Annotated in this window: 21 protein-coding genes; 14 read left to right on the plus strand and 7 right to left on the minus strand. The window is 41.3% G+C overall.

All coding sequences use genetic code 11. The features are described 5' to 3' along the window. Nucleotides 1-348: 348 nt before the first annotated feature. Both O0550_RS04680 and O0550_RS04685 read left to right on the plus strand, forming a co-directional pair. A complete protein-coding gene (locus O0550_RS04680) occupies nucleotides 349-2,127 on the plus strand; it encodes a 2-oxoacid:acceptor oxidoreductase subunit alpha (RefSeq protein ID WP_003337013.1) in 1,779 nt (592 codons plus the stop codon). Beyond that, on the plus strand, nucleotides 2,099-2,965 hold the full coding sequence (locus O0550_RS04685) for a 2-oxoacid:ferredoxin oxidoreductase subunit beta (RefSeq protein ID WP_003341270.1): 867 nt from the start codon (nucleotides 2,099-2,101) through the stop codon (nucleotides 2,963-2,965). The genes O0550_RS04680 and O0550_RS04685 overlap by 29 nt, the downstream gene beginning before the upstream one ends. A 200-nt stretch (nucleotides 2,966-3,165) precedes the next feature. Here O0550_RS04685 and O0550_RS04690 read toward each other — a convergent pair whose 3' ends face one another. Further along, on the minus strand, nucleotides 3,166-4,224 hold the full coding sequence (locus O0550_RS04690) for a YkvI family membrane protein (RefSeq protein ID WP_003337016.1): 1,059 nt from the start codon (nucleotides 4,222-4,224) through the stop codon (nucleotides 3,166-3,168). Between the two features lie 51 nt (nucleotides 4,225-4,275). Between O0550_RS04690 and O0550_RS04695 the strand changes: the two genes are divergently transcribed. The 3 genes from O0550_RS04695 (at nucleotide 4,276) to O0550_RS04705 (ending at nucleotide 6,813) form a co-directional block, all read left to right on the plus strand. After that, nucleotides 4,276-5,013, plus strand: a complete 738-nt coding sequence (locus O0550_RS04695; RefSeq protein ID WP_258425691.1) for an MBL fold metallo-hydrolase — start codon at nucleotides 4,276-4,278, stop codon at nucleotides 5,011-5,013. 16 nt (nucleotides 5,014-5,029) lie between these two features. Continuing rightward, on the plus strand, nucleotides 5,030-5,584 hold the full coding sequence (gene mnmM / locus O0550_RS04700; RefSeq protein WP_003337018.1) for a tRNA 5-(aminomethyl)-2-thiouridylate-methyltransferase MnmM: 555 nt from the start codon (nucleotides 5,030-5,032) through the stop codon (nucleotides 5,582-5,584). 161 nt (nucleotides 5,585-5,745) lie between these two features. Further along, a complete protein-coding gene (locus O0550_RS04705) occupies nucleotides 5,746-6,813 on the plus strand; it encodes a YheC/YheD family endospore coat-associated protein (RefSeq protein WP_258425692.1) in 1,068 nt (355 codons plus the stop codon). A gap of 150 nt (nucleotides 6,814-6,963) precedes the next feature. Here the strand turns inward: O0550_RS04705 and cbpB are convergent, their stop codons facing one another. Next, nucleotides 6,964-7,404, minus strand: coding sequence for a cyclic-di-AMP-binding protein CbpB (cbpB, locus tag O0550_RS04710; RefSeq protein WP_003341260.1), 441 nt, complete (start codon nucleotides 7,402-7,404; stop codon nucleotides 6,964-6,966). A gap of 288 nt (nucleotides 7,405-7,692) precedes the next feature. Then, nucleotides 7,693-8,565, minus strand: a complete 873-nt coding sequence (locus O0550_RS04715; RefSeq protein ID WP_258425693.1) for a lipoate--protein ligase family protein — start codon at nucleotides 8,563-8,565, stop codon at nucleotides 7,693-7,695. A 158-nt stretch (nucleotides 8,566-8,723) separates the two neighbouring features. Between O0550_RS04715 and O0550_RS04720 the strand changes: the two genes are divergently transcribed. After that, the gene (locus O0550_RS04720) at nucleotides 8,724-9,194 is read left to right on the plus strand and encodes a GNAT family N-acetyltransferase (protein WP_003341256.1); all 471 of its coding nucleotides are present in this window, start codon (nucleotides 8,724-8,726) and stop codon (nucleotides 9,192-9,194) included. A gap of 106 nt (nucleotides 9,195-9,300) precedes the next feature. Here the strand turns inward: O0550_RS04720 and O0550_RS04725 are convergent, their stop codons facing one another. Next, nucleotides 9,301-10,551, minus strand: coding sequence for an S-layer homology domain-containing protein (locus tag O0550_RS04725; protein WP_258425694.1), 1,251 nt, complete (start codon nucleotides 10,549-10,551; stop codon nucleotides 9,301-9,303). A gap of 333 nt (nucleotides 10,552-10,884) precedes the next feature. On the opposite strand from O0550_RS04725, the gene O0550_RS04730 reads away from it, so the two are divergent. The 8 genes from O0550_RS04730 to O0550_RS04765 all read left to right on the plus strand — a co-directional run bounded on the left by O0550_RS04730 (nucleotide 10,885) and on the right by O0550_RS04765 (nucleotide 21,503). Next, a complete protein-coding gene (locus O0550_RS04730; protein ID WP_258425695.1) occupies nucleotides 10,885-13,011 on the plus strand; it encodes an AMP-binding protein in 2,127 nt (708 codons plus the stop codon). A gap of 19 nt (nucleotides 13,012-13,030) precedes the next feature. Continuing rightward, nucleotides 13,031-14,233 carry a lysophospholipid transporter LplT gene (lplT, locus tag O0550_RS04735; RefSeq protein WP_258425696.1) on the plus strand — a complete coding sequence of 401 codons (1,203 nt, stop codon included), beginning with the start codon at nucleotides 13,031-13,033 and terminating at the stop codon, nucleotides 14,231-14,233. A 109-nt stretch (nucleotides 14,234-14,342) separates the two neighbouring features. Further along, nucleotides 14,343-17,156 (plus strand): sigma-54-dependent transcriptional regulator, encoded by a 2,814-nt coding sequence (locus O0550_RS04740; protein ID WP_258425697.1) that lies wholly within the window; start codon nucleotides 14,343-14,345, stop codon nucleotides 17,154-17,156. Nucleotides 17,157-17,341: 185 nt separating this feature from the next. Next, the gene (locus O0550_RS04745) at nucleotides 17,342-17,644 is read left to right on the plus strand and encodes a PTS sugar transporter subunit IIB (RefSeq protein WP_003337029.1); all 303 of its coding nucleotides are present in this window, start codon (nucleotides 17,342-17,344) and stop codon (nucleotides 17,642-17,644) included. A gap of 15 nt (nucleotides 17,645-17,659) precedes the next feature. Further along, on the plus strand, nucleotides 17,660-19,009 hold the full coding sequence (gene celB / locus O0550_RS04750) for a PTS cellobiose transporter subunit IIC (protein WP_022584442.1): 1,350 nt from the start codon (nucleotides 17,660-17,662) through the stop codon (nucleotides 19,007-19,009). A gap of 19 nt (nucleotides 19,010-19,028) precedes the next feature. Then, entirely contained in the window at nucleotides 19,029-19,796 is a 768-nt protein-coding gene (gene chbG / locus O0550_RS04755; protein ID WP_258425698.1) for a chitin disaccharide deacetylase, read from the plus strand. A gap of 29 nt (nucleotides 19,797-19,825) precedes the next feature. Then, complete coding sequence (locus O0550_RS04760) at nucleotides 19,826-20,161, plus strand: PTS sugar transporter subunit IIA (RefSeq protein ID WP_035318504.1); 336 nt, start codon at nucleotides 19,826-19,828, stop codon at nucleotides 20,159-20,161. Beyond that, a complete protein-coding gene (locus tag O0550_RS04765; RefSeq protein ID WP_258425699.1) occupies nucleotides 20,148-21,503 on the plus strand; it encodes a 6-phospho-beta-glucosidase in 1,356 nt (451 codons plus the stop codon). The genes O0550_RS04760 and O0550_RS04765 overlap by 14 nt, the downstream gene beginning before the upstream one ends. Nucleotides 21,504-21,635: 132 nt before the next feature. Here O0550_RS04765 and O0550_RS04770 read toward each other — a convergent pair whose 3' ends face one another. From O0550_RS04770 to O0550_RS04780, 3 genes are read right to left on the minus strand one after another with little or no spacing between them, the layout of a single operon-like run. Next, nucleotides 21,636-21,950 (minus strand): DMT family transporter, encoded by a 315-nt coding sequence (locus O0550_RS04770; RefSeq protein WP_258425700.1) that lies wholly within the window; start codon nucleotides 21,948-21,950, stop codon nucleotides 21,636-21,638. 2 nt (nucleotides 21,951-21,952) lie between these two features. Next, nucleotides 21,953-22,309 carry a DMT family transporter gene (locus O0550_RS04775; RefSeq protein WP_174888173.1) on the minus strand — a complete coding sequence of 119 codons (357 nt, stop codon included), beginning with the start codon at nucleotides 22,307-22,309 and terminating at the stop codon, nucleotides 21,953-21,955. Between the two features lie 7 nt (nucleotides 22,310-22,316). Beyond that, entirely contained in the window at nucleotides 22,317-22,919 is a 603-nt protein-coding gene (locus tag O0550_RS04780) for a TetR/AcrR family transcriptional regulator (protein WP_258425701.1), read from the minus strand. Between the last annotated feature and the right edge of the window lie 29 nt (nucleotides 22,920-22,948).

Genomic DNA, 22,948 nt, shown 5'->3' on the forward strand with positions numbered 1-22,948 from the left:
CACGAAAATCAACGAAGATATAAAGAATAGCTAATGAATCAACTTCAACAGAAGGACAAAACCTTCTAAATTTTTAGTAAAAATAGTTGCGACTTTATGGGAACATGTTACAATTACTTGAGAAGATCATTAATATACCGAGTACATTTATTAACACAATGCAACCATCTTTAGTAAAAGCACTTGCAATTTGAATAAGCTAGGTCTAAAATTGGTTTTGTTTATACACAAATTCTTCACAATTTGTCTACTATATTACATAGACAAATACTGATTGAACAGATGTGTGCAGTTCGGATTGAATGATGATTGTAGATTTTCTCACAGTCGCTGAAGGGGTGGAATTTCATGATTAGTCAACTTTCTTGGAAAGTTGGAGGACAACAAGGGGAAGGTATTGAAAGTACAGGTGAAATCTTCTCTATTGCCATGAACCGCATGGGTTATTATCTGTATGGTTACCGTCATTTCTCCTCGCGTATTAAAGGAGGACACACCAATAACAAGATTCGTGTGAGCACGAAGCCTGTTCAGGCCATTTCGGATGTCCTAGATATGTTGGTAGCGTTTGATCAGGAAACGATTGATGTAAATGCTCCAGAGCTACGTGAAGGCGGAGTCATCATAGCAGATGCTAAATTCAACCCAGTGTTGCCAGAAGGGATACAGTCTGTCCGCCTATTAGCTGTTCCACTAACTCAAATTGCTGATGAATTGGGTACTTCCTTAATGAAGAACATGGTATCCATTGGGGCAACCAGCGCAATTTTGGGTATTCCAGTTGAGGGATACCGAAACATTGTAGAGGACATGTTCTTGCGTAAAGGTGAAAAAGTAGTCGAATTAAACATGCAAGCGATTACTCGTGGAGCACAATTTGTAAATGAATTAACAGGTGGACAACTTCCAGAGTTCCAACTAGAACCGGCAGATGGAAATAAACGTCTTTTCATGATCGGCAATGATGCGATAGCTCTAGGCTGTTTGACGGCTGGAGTCCGCTTTATGCCTGCATACCCAATTACACCAGCGTCTGAGATCATGGAATATCTTATTAAAAAACTACCGAAATTTGGCGGTACAGTTATACAAACAGAGGATGAGATTGCCGCTATTACGATGGCAATTGGAGCTAGCTATGGTGGTGTACGTACCTTGACAGCATCAGCCGGTCCAGGTCTGTCTCTGATGATGGAGGCAATCGGTTTAGCAGGAATGACCGAGATGCCTGTCGTGATTGTAGATACACAACGTGGCGGTCCGTCTACAGGTTTACCTACAAAACAAGAGCAATCAGATGTTAATGCCATGATCAATGGTACACATGGTGAAATTCCTAAGGTAGTAATGGCACCTACATCGGTTGAAGAGTGCTTCTATGATGCAGTAGAGGCTTTTAATATTGCGGAAGAATATCAAGTCCCTGTTATTTTGATTACGGATTTGGCATTGTCACTTGGTAAGCAAACCGTTGAACCGCTTGATTATAAACGTGTTGAGATTCGTCGAGGAAAGCTGCTTGCGGGTCAGGAGCTTCCAGAAACTGAAGCTGGAGCGATGTTCCAGCGATATCAAGTAACAGAGGATGGTGTATCTCCACGCGTCATTCCAGGACAAAAGTATGGTCTTCACCACGTTACAGGGGTAGAGCATGACCAAACAGGTAAACCGTCGGAAAGCCCAACTAACCGTAAGGCGCAAATGGATAAACGTTTACGAAAATTAGACGTGCTTCCTTCTAAATTCCCTACACCGGTTCGCATTAATGGTGAAGGCGTAGAATCTGATGTACTGTTGGTTTCGATCAACTCTGTAGGAGGTACCGTGGAAGAAGCGCGTACACGCTTGGAAGCGGACGGTTTAAAGGTAAATCATGCTCAAATTCGATTGCTTCATCCGTTCCCTGTAGAAGCAATCAAGCCATACGTAGATCAAGCTAAAAAAATTATTGTAGTTGAAAATAACGCGACTGGTCAAATCGCCAACCTAGTGAAATTGAATGTAGGCTGTGCTGACAGACTGGAGAACGTAGTAAAATACGATGGGAATCCGTTCTTGCCGAACGAAATTTATACACAAGTCAAGGGGCTGATAAAAGATGGCGACGTTCAAAGAGTTTCGCAATAGTACCAAGCCAAACTGGTGTCCAGGGTGTGGTGACTTCTCCGTACAAGCTGCGATTCAGCGGGCAGCAGCAAACGTGGGATTAGAACCAGAAAACTTGGCCGTCGTGTCTGGTATTGGTTGTTCAGGACGTATTTCAGGCTATATTAATTGCTACGGCTTCCACGGTGTGCATGGCCGAGCTTTACCAATTGCCCAAGGTCTAAAAATGGCAAACCGTGAATTAACTGTCATTGCTTCTGGTGGAGACGGAGATGGTTTCGCTATTGGTATGGGGCATACTGTACATGCGATTCGTCGCAATATGGATATTACGTATATTGTGATGGATAACCAGATTTATGGACTTACTAAAGGTCAAACATCGCCACGCTCTGCGGCAGGTTTTGTGACGAAATCTACCCCTGCTGGCGCGATTGAACAAGCTATTTCTCCTATCGAATTAGCTCTGTCAGCGGGAGCTACTTTTGTGGCTCAGTCCGTATCCAGTGATTTAAAAGGTTTGACAGATGTTATTGAAAAGGGAATACAACATAAGGGCTTCTCGTTAATTAACGTATTCAGCCCCTGTGTAACCTTTAATAAAGTAAACACATATGACTGGTTCAAGCAAAATATTGTTCCAGTTGATAGCATTGAAGGCTATGACAAGCACAATAAAATTATGGCAATGTCCCATTCGATGGCGAACAATGGCCTGCTAACAGGTATTATCTATCAAAATACAGAGCAACAGCGCTACGAGGACTTAGTTAAAGGATTTGATCAAGAAGCCCTTGTGAAAAAGGATTTGCATCTTGGTGAAGAGCTCTTTAATCAATTACAAGCGGAATTTGCGTAAGGCAAATGCAAGTATAACGATGCTTACCTCATAAAAACATCCCTTCATCTACACTTGGCAGCAAAACGGATTTCTTTTGCTACAATAGTGTTTATGAGGGGATGTTTTTTTGAGGATGGGCGGGGAATTTTGACATGATCATACCATACAAGCAAGCTGATTCTAGTAACATACAGAATCAGCTTATGCGCCTGAAAATATCAATTCAATTGCTTTGATCGATCCATCATTTGGCGATAAAATAGCATCACCAAAAAGAACACGACAATCTGTCCAAAAAGCGGGTACAATATAGTAAGCAAAGAACTAAATCCTACGAAGCTAACTCCATAGCAGATTAGCAGTATGATCAATAGGATTAGTGAAAAATGAACGTTAATATAGCTTTTCACCTGTTCAACTAATCCAAACAGATTGGCAACGAGCGAGGAGAAAACCTCCGCATAGACCAATAATGCAAAAAGAAAGGTAATCGTTTTGCCTAGTCCAGACAAAATGAAAATAGTAGGCGTATCTACAAATTGAACGTGGGGCATATTGTCCAATAGTGATGCATATGCGAGAAAGAGAAGCAAGCCAATACCCAAACCGCCAACTAAACCTCCGTAAATCAAAGTACGCCTATAGGGGCACTCACGTCCAATAGGGACTAGGACTGCTTGGGCTAATGCAACGTTTAGTGATACATAATAGATGGGAGATTGGAGCCATCCGTCAGCTTCTAGTTCATCAAGAGGCAAGCCGGCTACGGAGGCAGTGCTATCCCAAGGCTTCGTGTAGAAAAAGACAAGTAGCGTAAATCCAATAAGGATTGGAACAAAAATACTATTTACCATATGAATAGCACCCATACCTCTAGCTGTTACCAGGAAAATAAATATCATACTTACCCAAATTCCAAGCTGAGCTGGTAAATGGAACGATTCTTTAAAAAGTGAACCAGTAAAAGCAAGCATGACGGAAGTTGTCCCGATGAGAACTAGGAGTAAGATTGTATTAAAAAAAGTGCCGATCGTTTTACCAAACAGGTAGAAGCTAACTTCCTGATAGGATTTGGCCTGTATACGCTGTGCTACCAGCATAACCTGTATAGCAGACCAGACAAATAATAGACTAGCAATGCCAATGCCAACTAAGCCATAGGGTCCAAACCGTACAAAAAATTCGAGAATCTCTCGACCTGAAGCAAATCCAGCGCCTACAACCGTTCCGATATAAGTAAAGGCGATCTGCAAAATAGTTTTCCATGAATTTTGCATTGAGTACCTCCTGTCCACCATACTACATCCTATGAAATGGAGAGTGAAAACATGCGTATCACTGTGTTAGGCTTTCAATCACCGTATCCAGGACCTGGAGGAGCTACCCCTGGTTATTTATTACAAACAGAATCAAAGAATATATTAATTGATTGTGGGAGCGGGGTAATTAGTCAGGTAACAAAATACATACCAATTCATCAGCTAGATGCGGTTTTCTTATCACATTATCATCAAGATCATATTGCTGATGTTGGAGTTTTGCAGTATGGTTTGAATGTGCATCAAAGAGTAGAAGGGATTCGTGCCAATCAACCTGTACCCATTTATGCTCCGACAGAGCCAGTCGAATTTAGCAGTCAAATGGCCTATAAAGAAGCAACAGTTTTTAAGCCGATAACTGAGCAGACAGACGTAATTGTAGGAGACATCACTATTCGTTTTGTTAAAACAGATCACCCCATTTTATGTTATGCCATGATGTTTACGTATAATGGAAAAACAATCCTTTATGGTGCAGATACAGGGATGCAAATGAATTGGGAGAGGGTTATGGAGCCTGATTTATTTATATGTGAAGGAACGTATCTTGACGGCTTTGAACCGAACAAGCCGACTGGCCATTTATCAGTGCGGCAAGCTGCTCAGATTGCCAATGATATAAAAGCAAAAGCATTATTAATTACGCATCTATTTCATAATACAAAAGACGAGGATGTATACGAGCAAGCAAGATCATATGGGGAATCATGCTATGTTGCAAGGATAGGATTACAGATAGAGATATAAAAAGGAGAGAGCTTACGTGTTTCCAAATGTTTTAGAAGTTGTACGTCAATATATTAGAGAACGAGTAGAAGAAGGAGAGACGGTAGTGGACGCCACTATGGGCAATGGAAATGACACATTATTTCTTGCTCAGCTAGTTGGGGAAAGAGGAAAAGTGTACGCTTATGATGTTCAATCAGAAGCGATTGAGAAAACCCGAGCACGTTTAGAACGCGAACAGGTAGTAGAGCGGGTGAATTTATTATTAACCAGCCACGAGCAAATGAAAGAGATTCCGGTAGCAATCGGAGCTGTTATGTTTAATTTAGGATATTTACCAGGTGGAAATAAGGATATTACGACACAGGCTAATACCACCATTCGTGCTATTGAAGCCGGATTGGATAAGCTCCGGACTGGTGGAATCATGACGATCATTATTTATTGGGGGCACGAAGCAGGGGCTGTAGAGAAGGAGGCGGTTGTTGATTATTGTGAAAAACTACCGCAGACAGAATACCTTGTGCTTCGTTATCAATATATGAATCAACAAAACCAAGCTCCTTTTATCATTGCCATTGAAAAAAGATAAGACAAAACAGATATCGTCAGCCCTAGCCGAGTAATGGATCTATTCATTACTCGGTTTTTTCAGTTGAAATCAAGCAGATAAAAAATAGGCAACCCATCTGTCTGCGGCCTACATAGAGTAATAAAAAAGAAAAATGTACTGAAGAAATGATGTAGGAAGGGATGAATGTGGAAAAAATCGGAATCATGCTTGATAAGAAAGTTATTTCCTTGAACAGACGACGACGACACACCTATGAGCGGCTGGCTTTTTATGTAGAGATTGGGGCTAGGCTTGGACTAGAGACTGTGTTTTTTCATGCTGATCAAATTAACTTTGCCACGAATAAAATTAAAGGCTATGTATGGAGAGATAAGAAGCTGGTACCATCCACTTTTATAATCCCAAAAGTCATTCACAATCGATTACTTTCTGGCAAGAAAGCTACGATTTTTCGGATAAAAAAATTAGAAAAAATAAGCCAAGTGTATAACGGAATTGTCACACGCAATAAATGGAGGGTGCACAAGAGACTGTGGGGACAGGATAATTTACGTCATTACATTCCAGAAACCAAGCTATTTCTTAAACAAGCCTTTACCGACATGCTGAATAAATATTCTTTTATCTACATCAAACCGGTAATCGGATCAGTAGGGGTCGGAGTTGCTCGAATAGAACGTAAGGCAGAGGAATATTTTTTCTACTCGTCGCAAACAAAGGAAAGCTTTCAGCATGTAGAAGAACTTGTACAGTTTGTGGAAAACTGGATCAAGAACAAAACCTACATTATTCAACAAGGTATTCCGCTTTGCAAGTATCAGGATCGAACTTTTGATGTGCGTGTTTCTATTCAAAAAAATCAATTGCATGAATGGAAGATATCAGGGATGGTAGCGAAGTTAGAAAACCCTACCAATAAATTAAGTAACTTAGCACAAGGTGGTAGGGCAGAACAATTGGAAACAGTTCTGGCCTCGCTGTTTGCTACTCAAAGTATTCCCGTCATTGTGAATCGTTTGAAGGCTGCATGCTTTGCCATTGTAGAAGAGCTAGAACAACATGAAACGTCACTAGCTGATCTGGGCTTAGATATGGGGATTGACCGGTCTGGATTACCATATTTTATTGAGGCGAACGTAAGGGATCAAAGATACTCATTTTTTAAAGCAGGAGAGAAGGCCATGTTTTATCAATCTTATAAAACACCACTTGAATATGGAGCTACTCTGTACAAAAAGAAAAAATGATGATTAGTAGACTGCTAGACGGCCAGACATCATGCTATTGGTTACGGGAAAATAGAAAAAGCGTGTGTGTAATAAAAGGCCTGCTCCAAGTTGGATGCGGGCCTTTCCTTCATTTCTAACATCACCATGGGGTGTGGGTCTTAGACTGTATTATTCGGCGTTACGGAAATGGTGGTACACGAGGGCAAGAACTGCTTTACGAGTCAAGATTCCTTCAAAAACACCTTGCTCATCCTCGACACACACAAACGGATGATTAATGGATAATTCTAGAGCGCGTTGAAAAGAGTCAGTAGGGCGTAAACGAGGGATGTTATGTTCCATGACCTCTTCTACATGATGCTCATGTAATGTTTCATACTCCACACGCTCTAAACCTAGAATGGATTCCAGTATCATTGTTTTACTAATTTGTCCCATCACTTTATAGGAAGAGTCCAATACAGGAATGGCCGAATATCTGCTTTTCACCAATACTAATAAAGCGTGTTCCAAAGAATTGCCCAATTGAACATGAGCTACTTTTGAGGCGGGCAATATTAAATCCATAATCGGGTAATTGAAAATATGCTTAGCTTGAGGATTAATCAATGCAAGATCCTCCTTACCTTTCATTGTTAATGGACATTCTTCTTGTATTGTATAAAAAATTAAGCAAAAATGCATTTTTTTCTCTATTTGAAATGAGTTGAAAAACAGTGTAGAAGTAGCTTGAGCAAATTTTTATAAGTCCTGACTATCCTAAATCTTTTATGTATGCTGCCCATTTTGTCTCAAAATAGATGAAAAAGAAAAAACCTGAGCGGGTCAATCCTCAGGTTTTTTAAATGAGAAGATGTCTTTTTTATAGATATGCAAAAGACCTCATTGATTATGAATTTATTTTTGTAACCGCCAATCAGATTGTTGAATCTCTGCTTCGGTATAAGAGAAGAGGCCAAGGCGTCCCGTTAAATGCTGGATTGCGACTTCTTTATCTGCTTCTGTCAAAGGCAATTCTCCCTTGGGAGCCGTCCATTTGTTTGAAATAGCAGAATAAAGCTGCTCTTTTACTTCATCTACGGAGATGGCACGTCCCATATGCTCGGAGATACTGCCGATAGTCTCCTTTCGAACGGCAGGAACAGGGCGCTGGGCTACTTCCATTTCATAAAGTCCAGCTTGATGATAGAAGTCTTCCATCAGGGCTCCGCGTTCTATTCCACTACCCTCAATATTGATACAGAGCTGCAAAATGGAACCATAGCGGGTACGGCGTTGAGCCATTCCACCAATTTTTTTACCAGAAAGCGCAAAATCATAGTCACCTACACAATAGGAATCTACGACTTCTCCTAGTTCAATCTTTCCGTAGTCAGCAAGTCCGACTGATAGAATATCAGCAGCTAGCTTATAAAAATCATCAATTGCCAGATTGCATTGTGGGAATAAAATAGCCATATTTAAAACACCGCTGTCCAGTGGAACACATGCGCCGCCCGAGGAACGGAGGAGAGCCGAGTACCCTTCATAACTGTATGCCTTCAAGGCTTGCTCTAAGTGCGGAAGCTTGGCGTCACGTCGTCCCAACCAAAAAGCTTTATCATAAATCCATAAATGGATAATTGGTTTTGCATTAGGCTCTTTCATAGCAGTAGCTAATGCTTCATCCAATGCGATCGGTTCTACCGGAGATTGTCGGTAGATGCCCGAATCAATCCAGGTAAATGGAGAGTGCAGTAGTTCAGAATACACAATAAAACCCCTTCCCAAATACCCTCCTGTAAGAGAGGTGTCTTTCTCCATTATACACATGTCATGAAAATCTCTGCTAGGAAAAAGGAGTATTCAGAAAAGATGGATTTTTCGGTGTGATTTGTTTAATATATGAGGAGAAAGTCAAGAAGTCCATGTAAGAGAGGAAGAGCGATTTGTCAGAGGAGGTAACTGTAGTCCTTGTACCCATGGAAGAGCGGGATAAAGGTGAATATGATCGATTGTTGTTAGAGGCTGATGAATCAGAAGAGATGATTGCACGCTATAAGCATCGTGGAGATATGTACGCTGCTTATACAGAGGAGCGTTTGCTTGGTATCGCCATTTTGCTTCCGTGTACCGAAGAAATGGTCGAAATTAAAAATATTGCGGTATGTAGAGGAGAGCAGGGAAAGGGCTACGGCAAACAATTTATTTCGTGTTTGGAAGAGAAGGCTAAAGAAGCCAACTATAAGGTGATGGTTGTAGGAACAGCGAATTCTAGCTTGGATAATCTAGCGTTTTATCAAAAGGTAGGGTTTCGAATTACAGGAATCAAAGCCGATTTCTTTTTGCAATACCCCTATCCAATTTGGGAAAATGGAATTCGTGCTTTAGATATGGTGATTTTAAAAAAAAATCTGTAAAACAGCAAAACAAAAGCTGGCTTCCCAGAACATTTCGCCAAAGGTACCAAACAATAAAAAATGGTACCTTTATCATATAACGAAATGTTCAGGGGACCAGCTTTTTTTATTTTTTCGTAGCGGTAAATGTGAAATTGTCAAACCAGGTAGTCTTTGATGGAATCTGTTTAAAAGCATCCTTACTCATATATAATCCTATTTCGGAATGATCCCATTTCACATTTTGGAGCGTATAGATGTTGGTGCCGTTTAGATAAACGGATAATGTATCACCGCTAGCTTTTATTTTAAGGCTATTGTTGGTTGTTAGCTTGGTGGCAATGCTTGCGATAGCTTTTGTCTCTTTCTTTTCAGGATCAGGCAGGTGGCGAATCTGTAGAGAATCCTTTGTTAGATAAACGATATCAGCTTCTCCATCGTTCCCATTAATAAATATACCGGCTTCCGCATCGGTTTTGACAGGAATAATATCTACTGATATTTCCCATTCTGTATCATCCCTGCTTACCTTATCTTTTAGGGGCAGGAGATAATGCTTTAGAGCGCTGTCATTGCTATAAGCTGTTACACGTTTATCATAAACCACCCACGCTCCAGTTCCTCGTGCACTGTTCCATTTTTTCAATTGATTATCTGAAAAATCATCAACCACTTCTCTTGTTTTTTGATCAGGCTTTGGTTGGGGGACGGGAGAAGTAGGATCAGTTGGGAAAACGACTTTTTGCTCATCTAGCTTAGCTCGATACAATAGAGAGGCGGCTTCCGCGCGTGTAATGGCATCTTGTGGTCGGAAGGTACCATCATTGAAGCCTTTAATCAGATCATAATCTAAGGCGATTGCGATAAAGGTGCGAAGATTGTAAGAAATTCTTTCTTTGTCTCTGAATTGATTTAATAAAGATACTTTTGCTGATTTTGATTGATCATAGCCCAGCAGGCGCACCAAAGCTACGGCAATGTCTTCACGTACGGCATTCTGATCAGGCTTGTAGCTGTAGGTTGAGCCTGACTTGTAGCCAGTCAGGTAAGGCTTTGCATACTCGACATACGTAAATGCCCAGTGGCTGCGCGGTACATCTTTAAAGGTCTGAGAAATCCCCCATTTATCCCCCAATTGGACTCCTGCTGCTGCAATCATAATTTTAGCAAACTCGGCACGGGTCACTTTTGAGTTTGGACGAAACGAACCGTCACTGTAGCCATCAATAATTCCCTTGGTGGCCATGTCAGTGATTGCCTCATAAGCCCAATGATCTCGCGAGACATCCCAAAAATTTGTGTTTTTAGCTTGTGCTAGCAGGGGCATCATGGAAAACAGCAATAGGAACGACAGCAATAAAGCAGATATCCTTTTCATGGTTTCCTCCTCATGTTCTTTTTCACAAATATGTGATGTTTGTCAAAATCCTTGACGCGCAAAACAACGAGTTAGTTTCGGTATTTATCAGAAAAAATAAAAAATAGGGCTGATTGAGTAGGGCTAATTTCCTGAGAGGTATTCTTACCTGGCTAAAAAGACTTGTTTTGAACAACGGAGAGTAGAATATGCTAAGAAAAAAGATAGAAAAAGCAAATCCTACATAAGATGTATGGTTGGGATTAGAAGATGAAAGTATATATTAGTTGACAAGTCTGTTATGATTTTTTGAGAATACAAGTTAAAGAGAAAAAGGGAGAAAGGTGGAATGGTGTGGGTATTGTAGATAGTTTGTTAAAAACGGTCATTAATACGAGTTATCGAGTTGAGATTGAGGGACTCTCAAAACTCGATTTTTCCAAGCCGGTTATTTTAGCACCAAATCACGTTTCCATATTAGATGCCGTATTACTGGCCTGCAATCTTCCTAAAGAAGTATGCTATGTGGTAAATACGGATATTGCCAAAAAATATGCCAGCTTTTTATCACAACGAAAATTTATAACGGTTGATCCTTTTAATTCTTATTCCATCCGCAAAATTGTGCGTGAGGTTAAGGCTGGAGTTCCTTTGGTGTTGTTTCCTGAAGGGAGAATTACAACGACTGGTGGAATCATGAAAATATATAGTGGGCTCGGTTATATTGCTCTTCGCACAGGGGCCACTATTTATCCCGTTACATTGGTGGGGCCTGAACGAACACCATTTTCTTACATTACGGATAAGTGGAAAACGCATTTATTCCCCAAGGTGCGTATCCGTATTGGTGAGGCCTATACGATTCCAGCAAAAGAGGGAGTATCGAAACGTATTCAAAAGGAAAAGGCCGGAAGTACAGTCCTGAGAACAATGCAAACAGAATTATTTTATGCCAAAGAGAAGCACCATGTGCAATTATTTAATGAAATGCTAGATGCCTGTCGTCTTAATGGTCCAAACCGGATGATTGGGGAAGAATTAACACAGTCAATAACGTATAAAAAGCTGGTCATAAGTACATATGCATTAGGGAATAAATTACAGGATCTTGTTCAGCAGGAGCAACGCATCGGCACATTATTACCTACATCACTTGGGCATACCGTAGCTTTATTTTCGTTATTTTATTTAGATAAAACGGTCGCTCTCCTCAACTTTAGTATGGGGGTTCAGACGGTATTGGATGCTTGTGAAACAGCGAGTATTTCCACCATTTTAACCTCCAGAGAGTTTATTCAGAAGGCTAATTTACAGGCGATGGCTGATGCGCTTACCAAACATATTCGGGTTATTTACCTAGAAGACGTAAAAGCATCGATTAGCACAACTGATAAAGGAAAAGCGCTGGTTGCTTATGTGAGCAAACAGCGTGCTTTAAAGGTGAATCCATTACAGGAAAGTGAACTTATTTTATTTACATCTGGAAGCGAGAGCAAACCAAAAGGAGTGGTGCTTACACACAGTAATATCTATAACAATATTCAGCAGGTCTTGGCCATGATGGATATGACATCGAAAGACAAATTTTTAAATACCTTACCCATGTTTCACAGCTTTGGGTTAACGGTAGGTACGATTTTACCAATTGTGACAGGAATTCCTGTGTTTTTTTACCCCTCGCCGCTTCATTACAAGGTGATTCCAGAGATTGCTTATGATCGCAATTGTACCGTGTTATTTGGAACGTCTACATTCCTTGCAGGATATGCTCGGACTGCCAAACCATACGATTTTTACGCTATGCGTCATGTAGTGGCGGGAGCAGAAAAATTAAAGGATGAGGTTCGACAGCTTTGGATGGATAAATTCGGCATTAGAGTAATGGAGGGATATGGTACAACAGAGGCTTCTCCAATCCTTTCACTGAACACTCCACTACAGCATAAAAAGGGAACAGTCGGTCAATTTTTGCCAGGTATTCGTTACGAATTAGAGAAGATTGAAGGCATAGCAGAAGGCGGCAACCTTTGGGTGGATGGAGCAAATGTCATGAAGGGCTATTTATTTCATGGAAAAGGCTTCGAGCCAAGAGAAGGGTACTACGATTGTGGAGATATCGTAACAGTGGATGACGAAGGGTATATTTCCATTGTAGCTCGGAAAAAACGTTTTGCAAAAATTGCAGGTGAAATGGTCTCACTAAATTTAGTTGAGCAACTGATTACGGAGGTAGTGCAAGATACGAGGCTCGCTGCTGTTACCACAGGTGATCCGCGAAAAGGAGAGCGCATTTATCTATTTACCTCTACTCCCATTACAATGCGTGAGATTAAGGAATACGTGATAGCTAAAGGCTTCTCAGTACTATTGGTTCCTTCTAAAATTGTGGAAATTGAGGAACTTCCTTTATTAGGAAGCGGTAAGGTGGACTATGTAACATTAAAACAATGGGCAGAACAAGAGACCCCATCTAAACGATAGGGAGAGGAGAGCGGCATTCGTGAAAAATAAAGCCTTGCAGTATTTATATATCACTCAGTTTTTATCTGCGTTTGCTGATAACATGGCATTATTTGTGATTGCCAATCTGTTAAGACAAAATGGCTTTTCTCCTGTCGCGCTTGCCTTAGTTTCCATGGCATTTTTCGTGCCGTTTATTGTAATGGCACCTGTGGTAGGGCCCATAGCAGATAAGTATTCGAAAACAGCCGTTTTACTTGTAGGTAATTTTTTGAAGCTTTTAGGCATCGTATTATTAATGACGGTAGACCACCAAAGCATTATAGCGTTGATGGCTAGTTACTTTACTGTAGGAATAGGAGCGGTTGTCTACTCACCTGCCAAGTACGGCATATTAGTAGAGCTTACTGAAAACGAAATGGAGTTATTTGAAGCTAATTCACGGATTGAGGCCTATACGATACTGGCTATTTTGCTAGGAATCGGAGGAGGAGGGGCCATTGCGGCCGTTACTAGTGTCATGGTTTCTTCGAGCATCTGCTTGCTGCTCTTTGCGGCTTCGATTGCGATGACCTTTTACATCCCAATGCAGCGAGGAAATCGCCATATTAAAATCAGAAAAGAAACCTGCTTATTTTTTGAAAATTTTCGTTTGCTGTACGGTCATCCGACTACACACTACGCACTGATAGGAACAGGGGCATTCTGGATGAGTTCGGCGGTACTTCGGATTGCTGTGCTTGCTTGGATTCCGCTTGCCCTGGGTTTTGCAGAGAACGACTTTCGTGTATCCCTTATACTAGCGACTACCTCCATTGGCATTATTGGAGGAGCCTTCTTTGCTCCGAAGGTGATTCCTTTATCTAGATTTACGAAAGCCATCCTCTATGGATTTCTTATGACTGGCTGTATTATGCTGTTTCCTTGGATACATTCAACATTCATTGCTATTCTGATGTTGCTTGCTGTTGGCTTTATGGGCGGGGTATTTATCGTTCCGATGAACACTGTCATTCAGGAGCAAGGACTTCAAATCATCGGATCAGGTAAAACGATTGCGGTCCAAAATTTTGTAGAGAATAGCTTAATGCTAGGGGGAACGGTTATTTACTATGCTGTATCCTATATGGGCGGCTCTGTTTCCTTTGCCATTTTATTTCAGGGTATTCTTCTTGTAGTCTTTCTTGGTTATCTAGTATTCAAAATTCCAGAGGTAGATCGAGCTCGAACCAAGCGAATCTAACTTTCACAAAAATGATGCATGGATGAATGAATATAAATATGAGATGATGGATCATGAAAGAGTTTTCATAGTGAAGGCTGTCAGTTAAAAATCGGCACAAGGTGATGAAATGAAACGCATAGAGCTGATTATGCAACAGATTGTATCCAGATCGCGTGAAGGACAAGCAAGCAGTGCCCAAGAGCTGGCCGAGATTCTTTCGTTAAGTCGAGCCAATGTCAGCTCTGATTTAAACCAGCTTTGGAGAGAAGGTCGTATAGAGAAAAGTACAACTAGGCCTGTACGCTTCTCCTTGCCTGGGATTCAACCTAAAGCTTTGATGAACGCAGGTTTGTCTAAACAAAGGAAAACGGACGGGAAGCAGACTTGGGAACGTAAGAGAGCGGGTTCTTTTCCGCCGGAGCTTAAGAGGAATATACATCATAGCGAAAATCAGCTACAAGCTAGTGTAATGGACCAGTTGGCTAGAGATTGCCAGAGCTTAGCAGCACTCATTGAACAAGCTAAGGCTGCACTGCTCTATCCGCCCCATGGCATGCATACGCTACTTTTTGGTGAAACGGGTGTTGGGAAAACCATGTTTGCTGGGCTTATGTACGAATATGCTGTGGAAAAAGGAATCTTAGCAGCTACTGCTCCGTTTATCACTTTTAACTGTGCGGACTATGCTCACAATGCTCAATTATTGGTAGGCCAATTATTTGGTGTGAAAAAGGGTGCCTATACTGGCGCTGATCATGATCGACAAGGATTAATGGAAGCTGCTGACACTGGCATTCTGTTTTTAGATGAGGTTCACCGCTTACCGTCTGAAGGGCAGGAGATGTTATTTACTTTCATCGATAAAGGTTTTTTTAGACGCGTAGGAGAAACAGATGGAGTGCGTCAGGCAAATGTACGATTAATTGCGGCGACAACAGAGAATCCTACCTCTGCATTGCTCGCGACTTTTACGAGACGAATTCCTATGATGATTTCTCTGCCTTCCTTAAAAGAAAGAGGACTGGAGGAGCGGCTACAGCTAATCAAACAATTTTTTCAAGAAGAGTCTTATCGTTTAGGGAAGGATATTCATGTCTCAGGTAATTCTATCCGTGCGCTTCTCCTGTACGACTGTCCAAACAACATTGGTCAATTGAAAACGGATATTCGCCTATCCTGTGCAAAGGCATATGCCGATTTTATATCTTTGCGGAAAACAGAAATGCAAATTACTACCGCTGATCTTCCTCCTCATGTAAAAGAGGGCGTGCTGCATGTGGAGCAGAATAGACAAAATATCGAGAAGCTTATTGGGGAAAAGAAGTATTTTTTGTTTCATCCCGATCAAGAACCATATATTTTAGAAGATTCATCGGTAATGGACAATAATATCTACGAACGAATGGAACAAAAGATTGTACAACTACGAGCTACGGGAGTATCTGATACAGAGCTGTACACAGTCTTGACTAGTGAGATTGAAAAGTATTTCACTACTTATCTGACTAATGTACGAAAAAGCTTCAATCAGGAAGATGTCTTGAAAATTGTCCACCCCGAAATTGTCAATCTGGTCGAGGACATCGTTAAGTATGCCCAAACTATATTGAATAGAACATTAACACGCAATGTTCTACTGGGAATGTCTTTGCATATTCAGACACTCATTGATCGGATTGGAAGGGGAAAAACAATCTCGAATCCGCAATTGAATCAAATTAGCAAGCTACATAAAGCTGAATTCATGGTAGCTCTTGAATGTGTGAGTAAGATAGAAGAGGCTTTTGATCTCGACATACCGCTAGACGAGGCAGGTTTTCTCTGCATGTTCTTTGTACTTGACGAAGCACAGCCTGAGGAGATCAAAAATTATGTGGGTATTCTCGTCATGATGCACGGTAATTCCAGTGCGACCTCCATGGTAGAGGTGACAAATCGCCTCTTAGGAACGAATCATGCTGTTTCATTAGATATGCCCTTAGAAAAGCCTCCCCATGAATTATTAGAAAAAGCCAGAGAAATTGCCAAAACGATTGGGAATGAAGAGGGTCTGCTGTTTTTAGTAGATATGGGCTCTTTACTTACCTTTGGAGAAATCATCCAAAAAGAATTGGGAATACCGGTAAAAGTGATCCCCTTGGTTAGTACCACGCATGTTTTAGAAGCTACCCGCAAAGCGATATCCGGTTCTACATTAGACGAGATTTATCAAAGCGTGTTAGCGGTATCAAGTCATGAAATACAAGAACAGTCTGTTAAACGGGAACGTAATAAGCTACCAAAGCAAGTGATCGTAACAGCGTGCTTGACAGGTGAAGGAAGCGCACTTGTGATTAAAAATCTATTGAAAAATTATCTTCGCTTTCATAACGAATCCTTACAAATTATACCGATTACGTGTGTGGATCAAAACAAAGCGAAACAGGAGCTGGAGGCACTAAAGACAAAACGCCAGATTTTGTGTATTGTCAGCAATTTTCGATTGGATATAGATGCACCTCAATATAATATTGAGCAGGTCTTAAGCTTACAGGCTATTCCTGAGATTCAGCAAATTATCAACCAGGAAGAAATTTATAAAAAAATGGGTGAAACACTAGAAGCTCATTTAAAATATCTCTCAGGCGAACAAGTCCTAGCAGATGTACGTGCTACTATTAAACGCATGGAACGAAAACTACAGCAGAAGCTATATCAGGATGAATTGATGGGGATTACATTGCATATGTGCTGTATGATTGATCGGCTGAAAGGCGGAGGAGAAGTAGCAGAATTTAAAGAAAAGGAAGCGTACAAAGAGCATTTTAAAGAGATGCTTACTGTTATACAAGGACAAATGCAGCCAATTGAGTTGACGTATGGAATCATGGTAGAAGAAAATGAAATTTGTTATCTCGCGAAATTTTTCCTTATGAGTGAAGCAAATCAGTCTCACGTATAAGTAAACACTCACTGTATTTAGGACGAAACACTATGGATTAGTGTTTCGTTTTTCTTATGGACAAGCGAAACACTAATGGAAGAATGAAAGGATGACAGCCTACATATACATCATTAGTGTTTTGGCATCATATTTGCAAAATAAGTAAATGTAAGCACTTACATGACCAGAGGGGGTATATACAGATGAATATCGTACTATGTTGTTCAGCAGGAATGTCAACTAGCCTACTTGTAACTCGAATGGAGGAGGCAGCAAAGGAGCAAGGTATCGAAGCGACGATTTGGGCTATATCTGCAGATGATATGCGTGATAACTGGGATAAAGCAGAGGTTGTGTTGCTCGGACCGCAAATCCGTTATAAATTAGCAGAATTTAAAAAGGAAGGCGAAGCGAGAAATATACCCGTTGATGTTATAAACCCTGTTGACTATGGAATGGTCAATGGCCAAAAGGTACTAGAAGCTGCCTTACACATGAAGAAATAGATAGGAGTGATATCGATGGACAGACTCGTTCAATTATTCGAGAGAGCGCTAATGCCCATTGCAGGGAAAGTCGCTGGGCAGAAGCACTTACAAGCCATTCGTGACGGTATCGTTTTAACAACTCCCCTGCTAATTGTCGGCTCCTTATGTTTGGTTATTGGGTTTATTCCAATCGAGGGTTATGATGACTTTATGAAGGGGATTTTTGGAGAGCTATGGCGTACAAAGCTCTTATATCCGGTAGGCGTTACCTTTGATATTATGGCACTCATTGCTAGTTTTGGTATAGCGTATCGGTTAGCGGAAAAGTATAAGGTGGACCCTTTATCGGCAGCATCGATATCTGTTGCCTCCTTTTTGCTAGTAACGCCATACAACACGATGTTTACTCCGGCTGGCACAGAAACAGCCATACAGGTTAGCGGGGTCATACCGGTAACATTAATGGGAAGTCAAGGCTTGTTTGTTGCCATGATTATGGCTCTTTTATCGACAGAAATTTTCCGTATTGTTATACAAAAGGACATTGTTTTAAAAATGCCGCCAGGTGTACCACCAGCGGTTGCGAAATCCTTCGTTGCACTGATTCCAGCCTTTATTGTACTTGGAACCTGCTGGATTATTCGTTTGATTATGGAAGCTACTACTTTTGAAAGCGTACACAATGTTGTTAAAACACTATTAGGAGTTCCCCTACAAGCACTGGGTTCCAGCTTCGCAGGTGCTTTAATCGCTGTTATTCTTATTCATCTTTTATGGGCTTGCGGCTTGCATGGAGCCAATTTAGTTGGCAGTGTAATGAGCCCGATCTGGTTAACGCTGATGGATGCAAACCGAGCTGTTTACATGAGCAATCCTAATGCAGAATTACCGAATGTTATCACGACTCAATTCTTTGATTTATGGCTCTATATTGGCGGATCAGGTACAACGCTTGCAATGGTTGTTTCCATGGCTTTTCTGGCAAAGAGCCAGCAGATGAAAAGCTTAGGAAGACTATCTCTTGCACCAGGCTTATTTAACATTAACGAACCGGTGATCTTCGGGGTACCGATCGTCATGAACCCGCTCTTAATTATTCCATTTATAGTAACGCCCGTTGTTCTTTTATGTGTCTCTTATTTTGCAATGTCCACGGGACTTGTAGCGAGACCAAGCGGAATATCCGTGCCATGGACCACTCCATTGTTAGTTAGTGGTTATCTCGCGACTGGGGCTAAAACATCCGGATTAGTCCTACAATTAATCAATTTTATACTCGCTTTTGCGATTTATTACCCATTTATACGTCTGTGGGATCGTCAAAAATGCAAGGAAGAGCAGGAGGCAACAAAAAATCAAGCTGTCACCACATTACAAGCATAAGAACAATTGTGTTAGTTAGATGCACGGGAAGGGAGGAATCGTTACGAAACTGATTATAAACGCCGATGATTTTGGTTACTCAAAAGGAGTCAACTATGGAATTATTACTTCTCATGCATGCGGGGTTGTTACATCGACTACGATGATGATGAATATGCCCGAGGTAGATCATGCCTTTTTACTGGCCAAACAGCATTCAACGTTAGGAGTAGGAATTCATTTGGTTTTGACCTGTGGCAAACCACTTGGTGACGACGTACCTTCCTTAGTAAATGAATCAGGTTATTTTCACTCACTGCCGGATGTATTTCATCACATAAATACAGAAGATGTAGAGAAAGAATTTACACGTCAAGTAGAAGCATTTCTCTCATACGGAAAGAAACCAACCCATATTGATAGTCATCATCATGTACATGCGCATGAAAAAATATTGCCTATTGTGTTGAAATTGGCGGAGCGGTATCATTTGCCGCTTCGTCTTCTCCGCACACCTGATGAGACTAATCGGTTACCAGCAGGCATAAAAAGCACTGCTGCTTTCGATCAGAGTTTTTATGGAGATAAGCTTTCCCTTGAGTCCCTGGAACAAATTCTCGATAAGCATGCTGGAGCTGAATCACTGGAGATTATGACACATCCAGCTTTTATCGACCAGTCTCTTTACCAAGGGAGCAGCTATGCGCTTCAACGTATGAACGAATTGGCGATTTTGACTGACCCGCATGTTACAAAACGGTTGAACTGCCGAGATATACAATTGATTACATTTGCACAACTAGGCTGACAGTAGTGCATGGGATAGGAGGCAACCATATGGAAATTACAGATGTAGCATTTCACATAATATTACATGGTGGTAACGCAAAAAGCTTCGCTATGGAGGCAATTGCAGCGGCGAAGCGAGGAGAAATAGAGGAAGCACGCAAGCTAATGGACGGAGCGACTGCAGAGCTACGTGAAGCGCACCATATTCAAACTTCTTTAATTCAGGAAGAAGCGGGCGGAAACAAGACAGAAGTAACCCTATTAATGATCCACGCGCAGGATCATTTAATGAATGCAATCACAGTGAAAGACTTAGCAAACGAGTTCATAGACCTTTATGCAAAAATAAACATCGAAGGGGGACTTACAGTTGAGCGGAATTAAAATCGTAACCATTGGCGGTGGTTCCAGCTACACACCAGAGTTAGTTGAAGGCTTTATCAAGCGGTATGCGGAATTACCTGTACGTGAGCTTTGGCTGGTCGATATTTTAGAAGGCAAAGAAAAGTTAGAAATCGTAGGCAATTTAGCAAAACGCATGGTGGAGAAGGCTGGTGTTCCCATGAAAATTCATTTGTCATTGGATCGCAGAGAAGCCCTGCCAGGAGCAGATTTTGTTACGACTCAATTACGTGTAGGTCTACTAAAGGCTCGTGGATTAGACGAAAGTATACCATTAAAACATGGATGCATTGGTCAGGAAACAAACGGTGCAGGTGGTCTGTTTAAGGCATTGCGCACTATCCCAGTAATTTTAGACATTAGTAGGGATATGGAAGAGCTATGTCCAGAAGCATGGCTCATTAATTTTACCAATCCAGCAGGAATGGTGACCGAGGCAGTTCTGCGTCACAGCAATATTAAAAAAGTCGTAGGTCTTTGCAATGTTCCAGTAGGTATGAAAATGGCTGTTGCCAAGATGCTGGATGTAGATGGTAGTCGCGTGCATATTGATTTTGCAGGGTTAAATCATATGGTTTTCGGTACAAACGTCTATCTGGATGGCAAGAAGGTAACCCAGCAAGTAATTGATAAGCTGACAAGTGACGAGGAAACCGGTCCTTCCGTGAAAAATATTGCAGATATGGGGTGGGAAAAAGAATTCATTCGGGCGCTAGGCTTATTGCCATGTCCCTATCATCGCTATTATTATCAGACTGGACCGATGCTTGAACATGAAAGAGAAGCGGCGAAAAAAGAAGGAACGAGAGCTGAGGTAGTTCAGAAGGTAGAAGCGGAATTGTTTGAGCTGTATCAAGACCCTGAGTTGGCGATCAAGCCACCGCAGCTAGAGAAACGAGGCGGCGCATACTATAGTGATGCGGCATGTAATCTTATTTACTCAATTTATAATGATGTACGGGATATTCAACCGGTTAATGTTCGTAACAACGGTGCCATTGCGGGGATTTCTCCTGATTCGGCTGTCGAAGTGAACTGCGTTATCACAAAAGAAGGACCTGTGCCAATCTCGGTGGGAGAGCTGCCAATCGCCGTAAACGGTTTAGTTCAACAAATTAAATCCTTTGAACGCGTGACGATAGAAGCAGCAGTGATAGGCGATTACCATAAAGCATTGCTAGCCATGAGCATTAATCCGTTAATTCCATCAGACTCCATCGCTAAAACGATTTTAGATGAAATGCTGGAAGCACATAAGCCCTATCTGCCCCAGTTTTTCAAAGAGGAGACAAGTAAAGTGACCGCAGAGGTTGGTAACGTCTAGATGAAACAAAAAGAAATGGGATAGTCAGTCATTTCACCTATACAAAAAGCACAGAGGTGTCATTGCGAAATATTGAACATTCTCGCAATCTCAACCTTCTGTGCTTTTCCACTCGTCTTTGCTGTGCAGTACCTATGTGATTATTTTCAAACCAATAGCAGCGGATACAATCATCATAATAAATAAAATCCGCCTCCATTCTTTCGGTTCCTTATAAACAAGCATACCCAATAAGGCGCTCCCAACTGTACCGATGCCAGTCCAGATTGCATAAGCTGTACCCATGGAGATACTTTGCATCGACAGGTTCAAAAAGGTAAAACTAAGAGCGAATCCCCCCATTAAAATCAGATAAGAGGCTAAGCTCTGCTTCAATGAGACCTTTTTTAAGCCAAGCACGCCAACAATTTCAAAGCATCCTGCAAAAAATAAGAAAACCCAGCCCATGCTTAGCTCGCTCCTTTCATCTTTGTTTCATTCGTATTGGAATCATCAGACGTAATTAATTTCAGTCCGATAACACCAATTAGCAATAATGCAACAAGACTTATTTTCGCTAAATGAAACGGTTCACCAAATAACAACATCTCTGTCAAAACAGTACCTGTCGTACCGATTCCTGTAAAGACCGCATAGACCGTGCCAATAGGCAGAAATGTCGTTGCACGGATAAGCACGATAAAACTAAGAGCAATCGTGATTATTGTTCCAGCCCATTCATACCAGGTAGAGGAGTATTTAATCCCCGAAACCCAAATAATTTCTAATAAGCCTGCGATAAGGACGTATGTCCAGTTCCGGTTCATCATAGGTTTACTCCCAATCCCTTTCCCTGTGTATTCGAAGGTGTATTCCCTTGGCAAAAATTTTCCATGAGGAAGACCAACGTTTCTCATATCGATCTGATCCACCAAACAATAATTCCGCAAATAGACCATCCATTAAACAAAGAAAGGCAATGGCGGCATCTTGGGGATCATCCACCTGAATTTCTCTTAATTCTTTTGCACGCTTGAACAAGGGGACTAGCATAGCCTCCAGTTCGTCTAAAAATTGATTGGTCACATCACTAACCGGCTCCACCAAGCTAGATGGGGGAAAGAAAGCCATCCGAAGCCAAAAGGTAAACGTGCTATCGTGAGTAAAATTTGTTTTGTAATGGTTTAACAATTCGGGTAACAAGGTAGCTAGGGGCTGATCCTGATTGATCATTAAAAATTGTTGTATCTTGGCCTTCTCAATCGTGAATACATCATGGATCAGGTGCAGAAAAAGATCTTCCTTTGCCTTAAAGTGAGCATAAATGGAAGGTTTTTTTATTCCAACCTCGTTTGCAATTTGAGCAAGCGATGTTCCCTCGTAGCCGTGTTGAGCAAAGCACTGCAAGGCAGCCTCTTTTATCTTGTTTGCAGTCATAAGACAAAACCTCCTACCTAACGTTCGTT

Source organism: Brevibacillus halotolerans (genome assembly GCF_026891775.1).
Taxonomy (GTDB): domain Bacteria; phylum Bacillota; class Bacilli; order Brevibacillales; family Brevibacillaceae; genus Brevibacillus_B; species Brevibacillus_B halotolerans.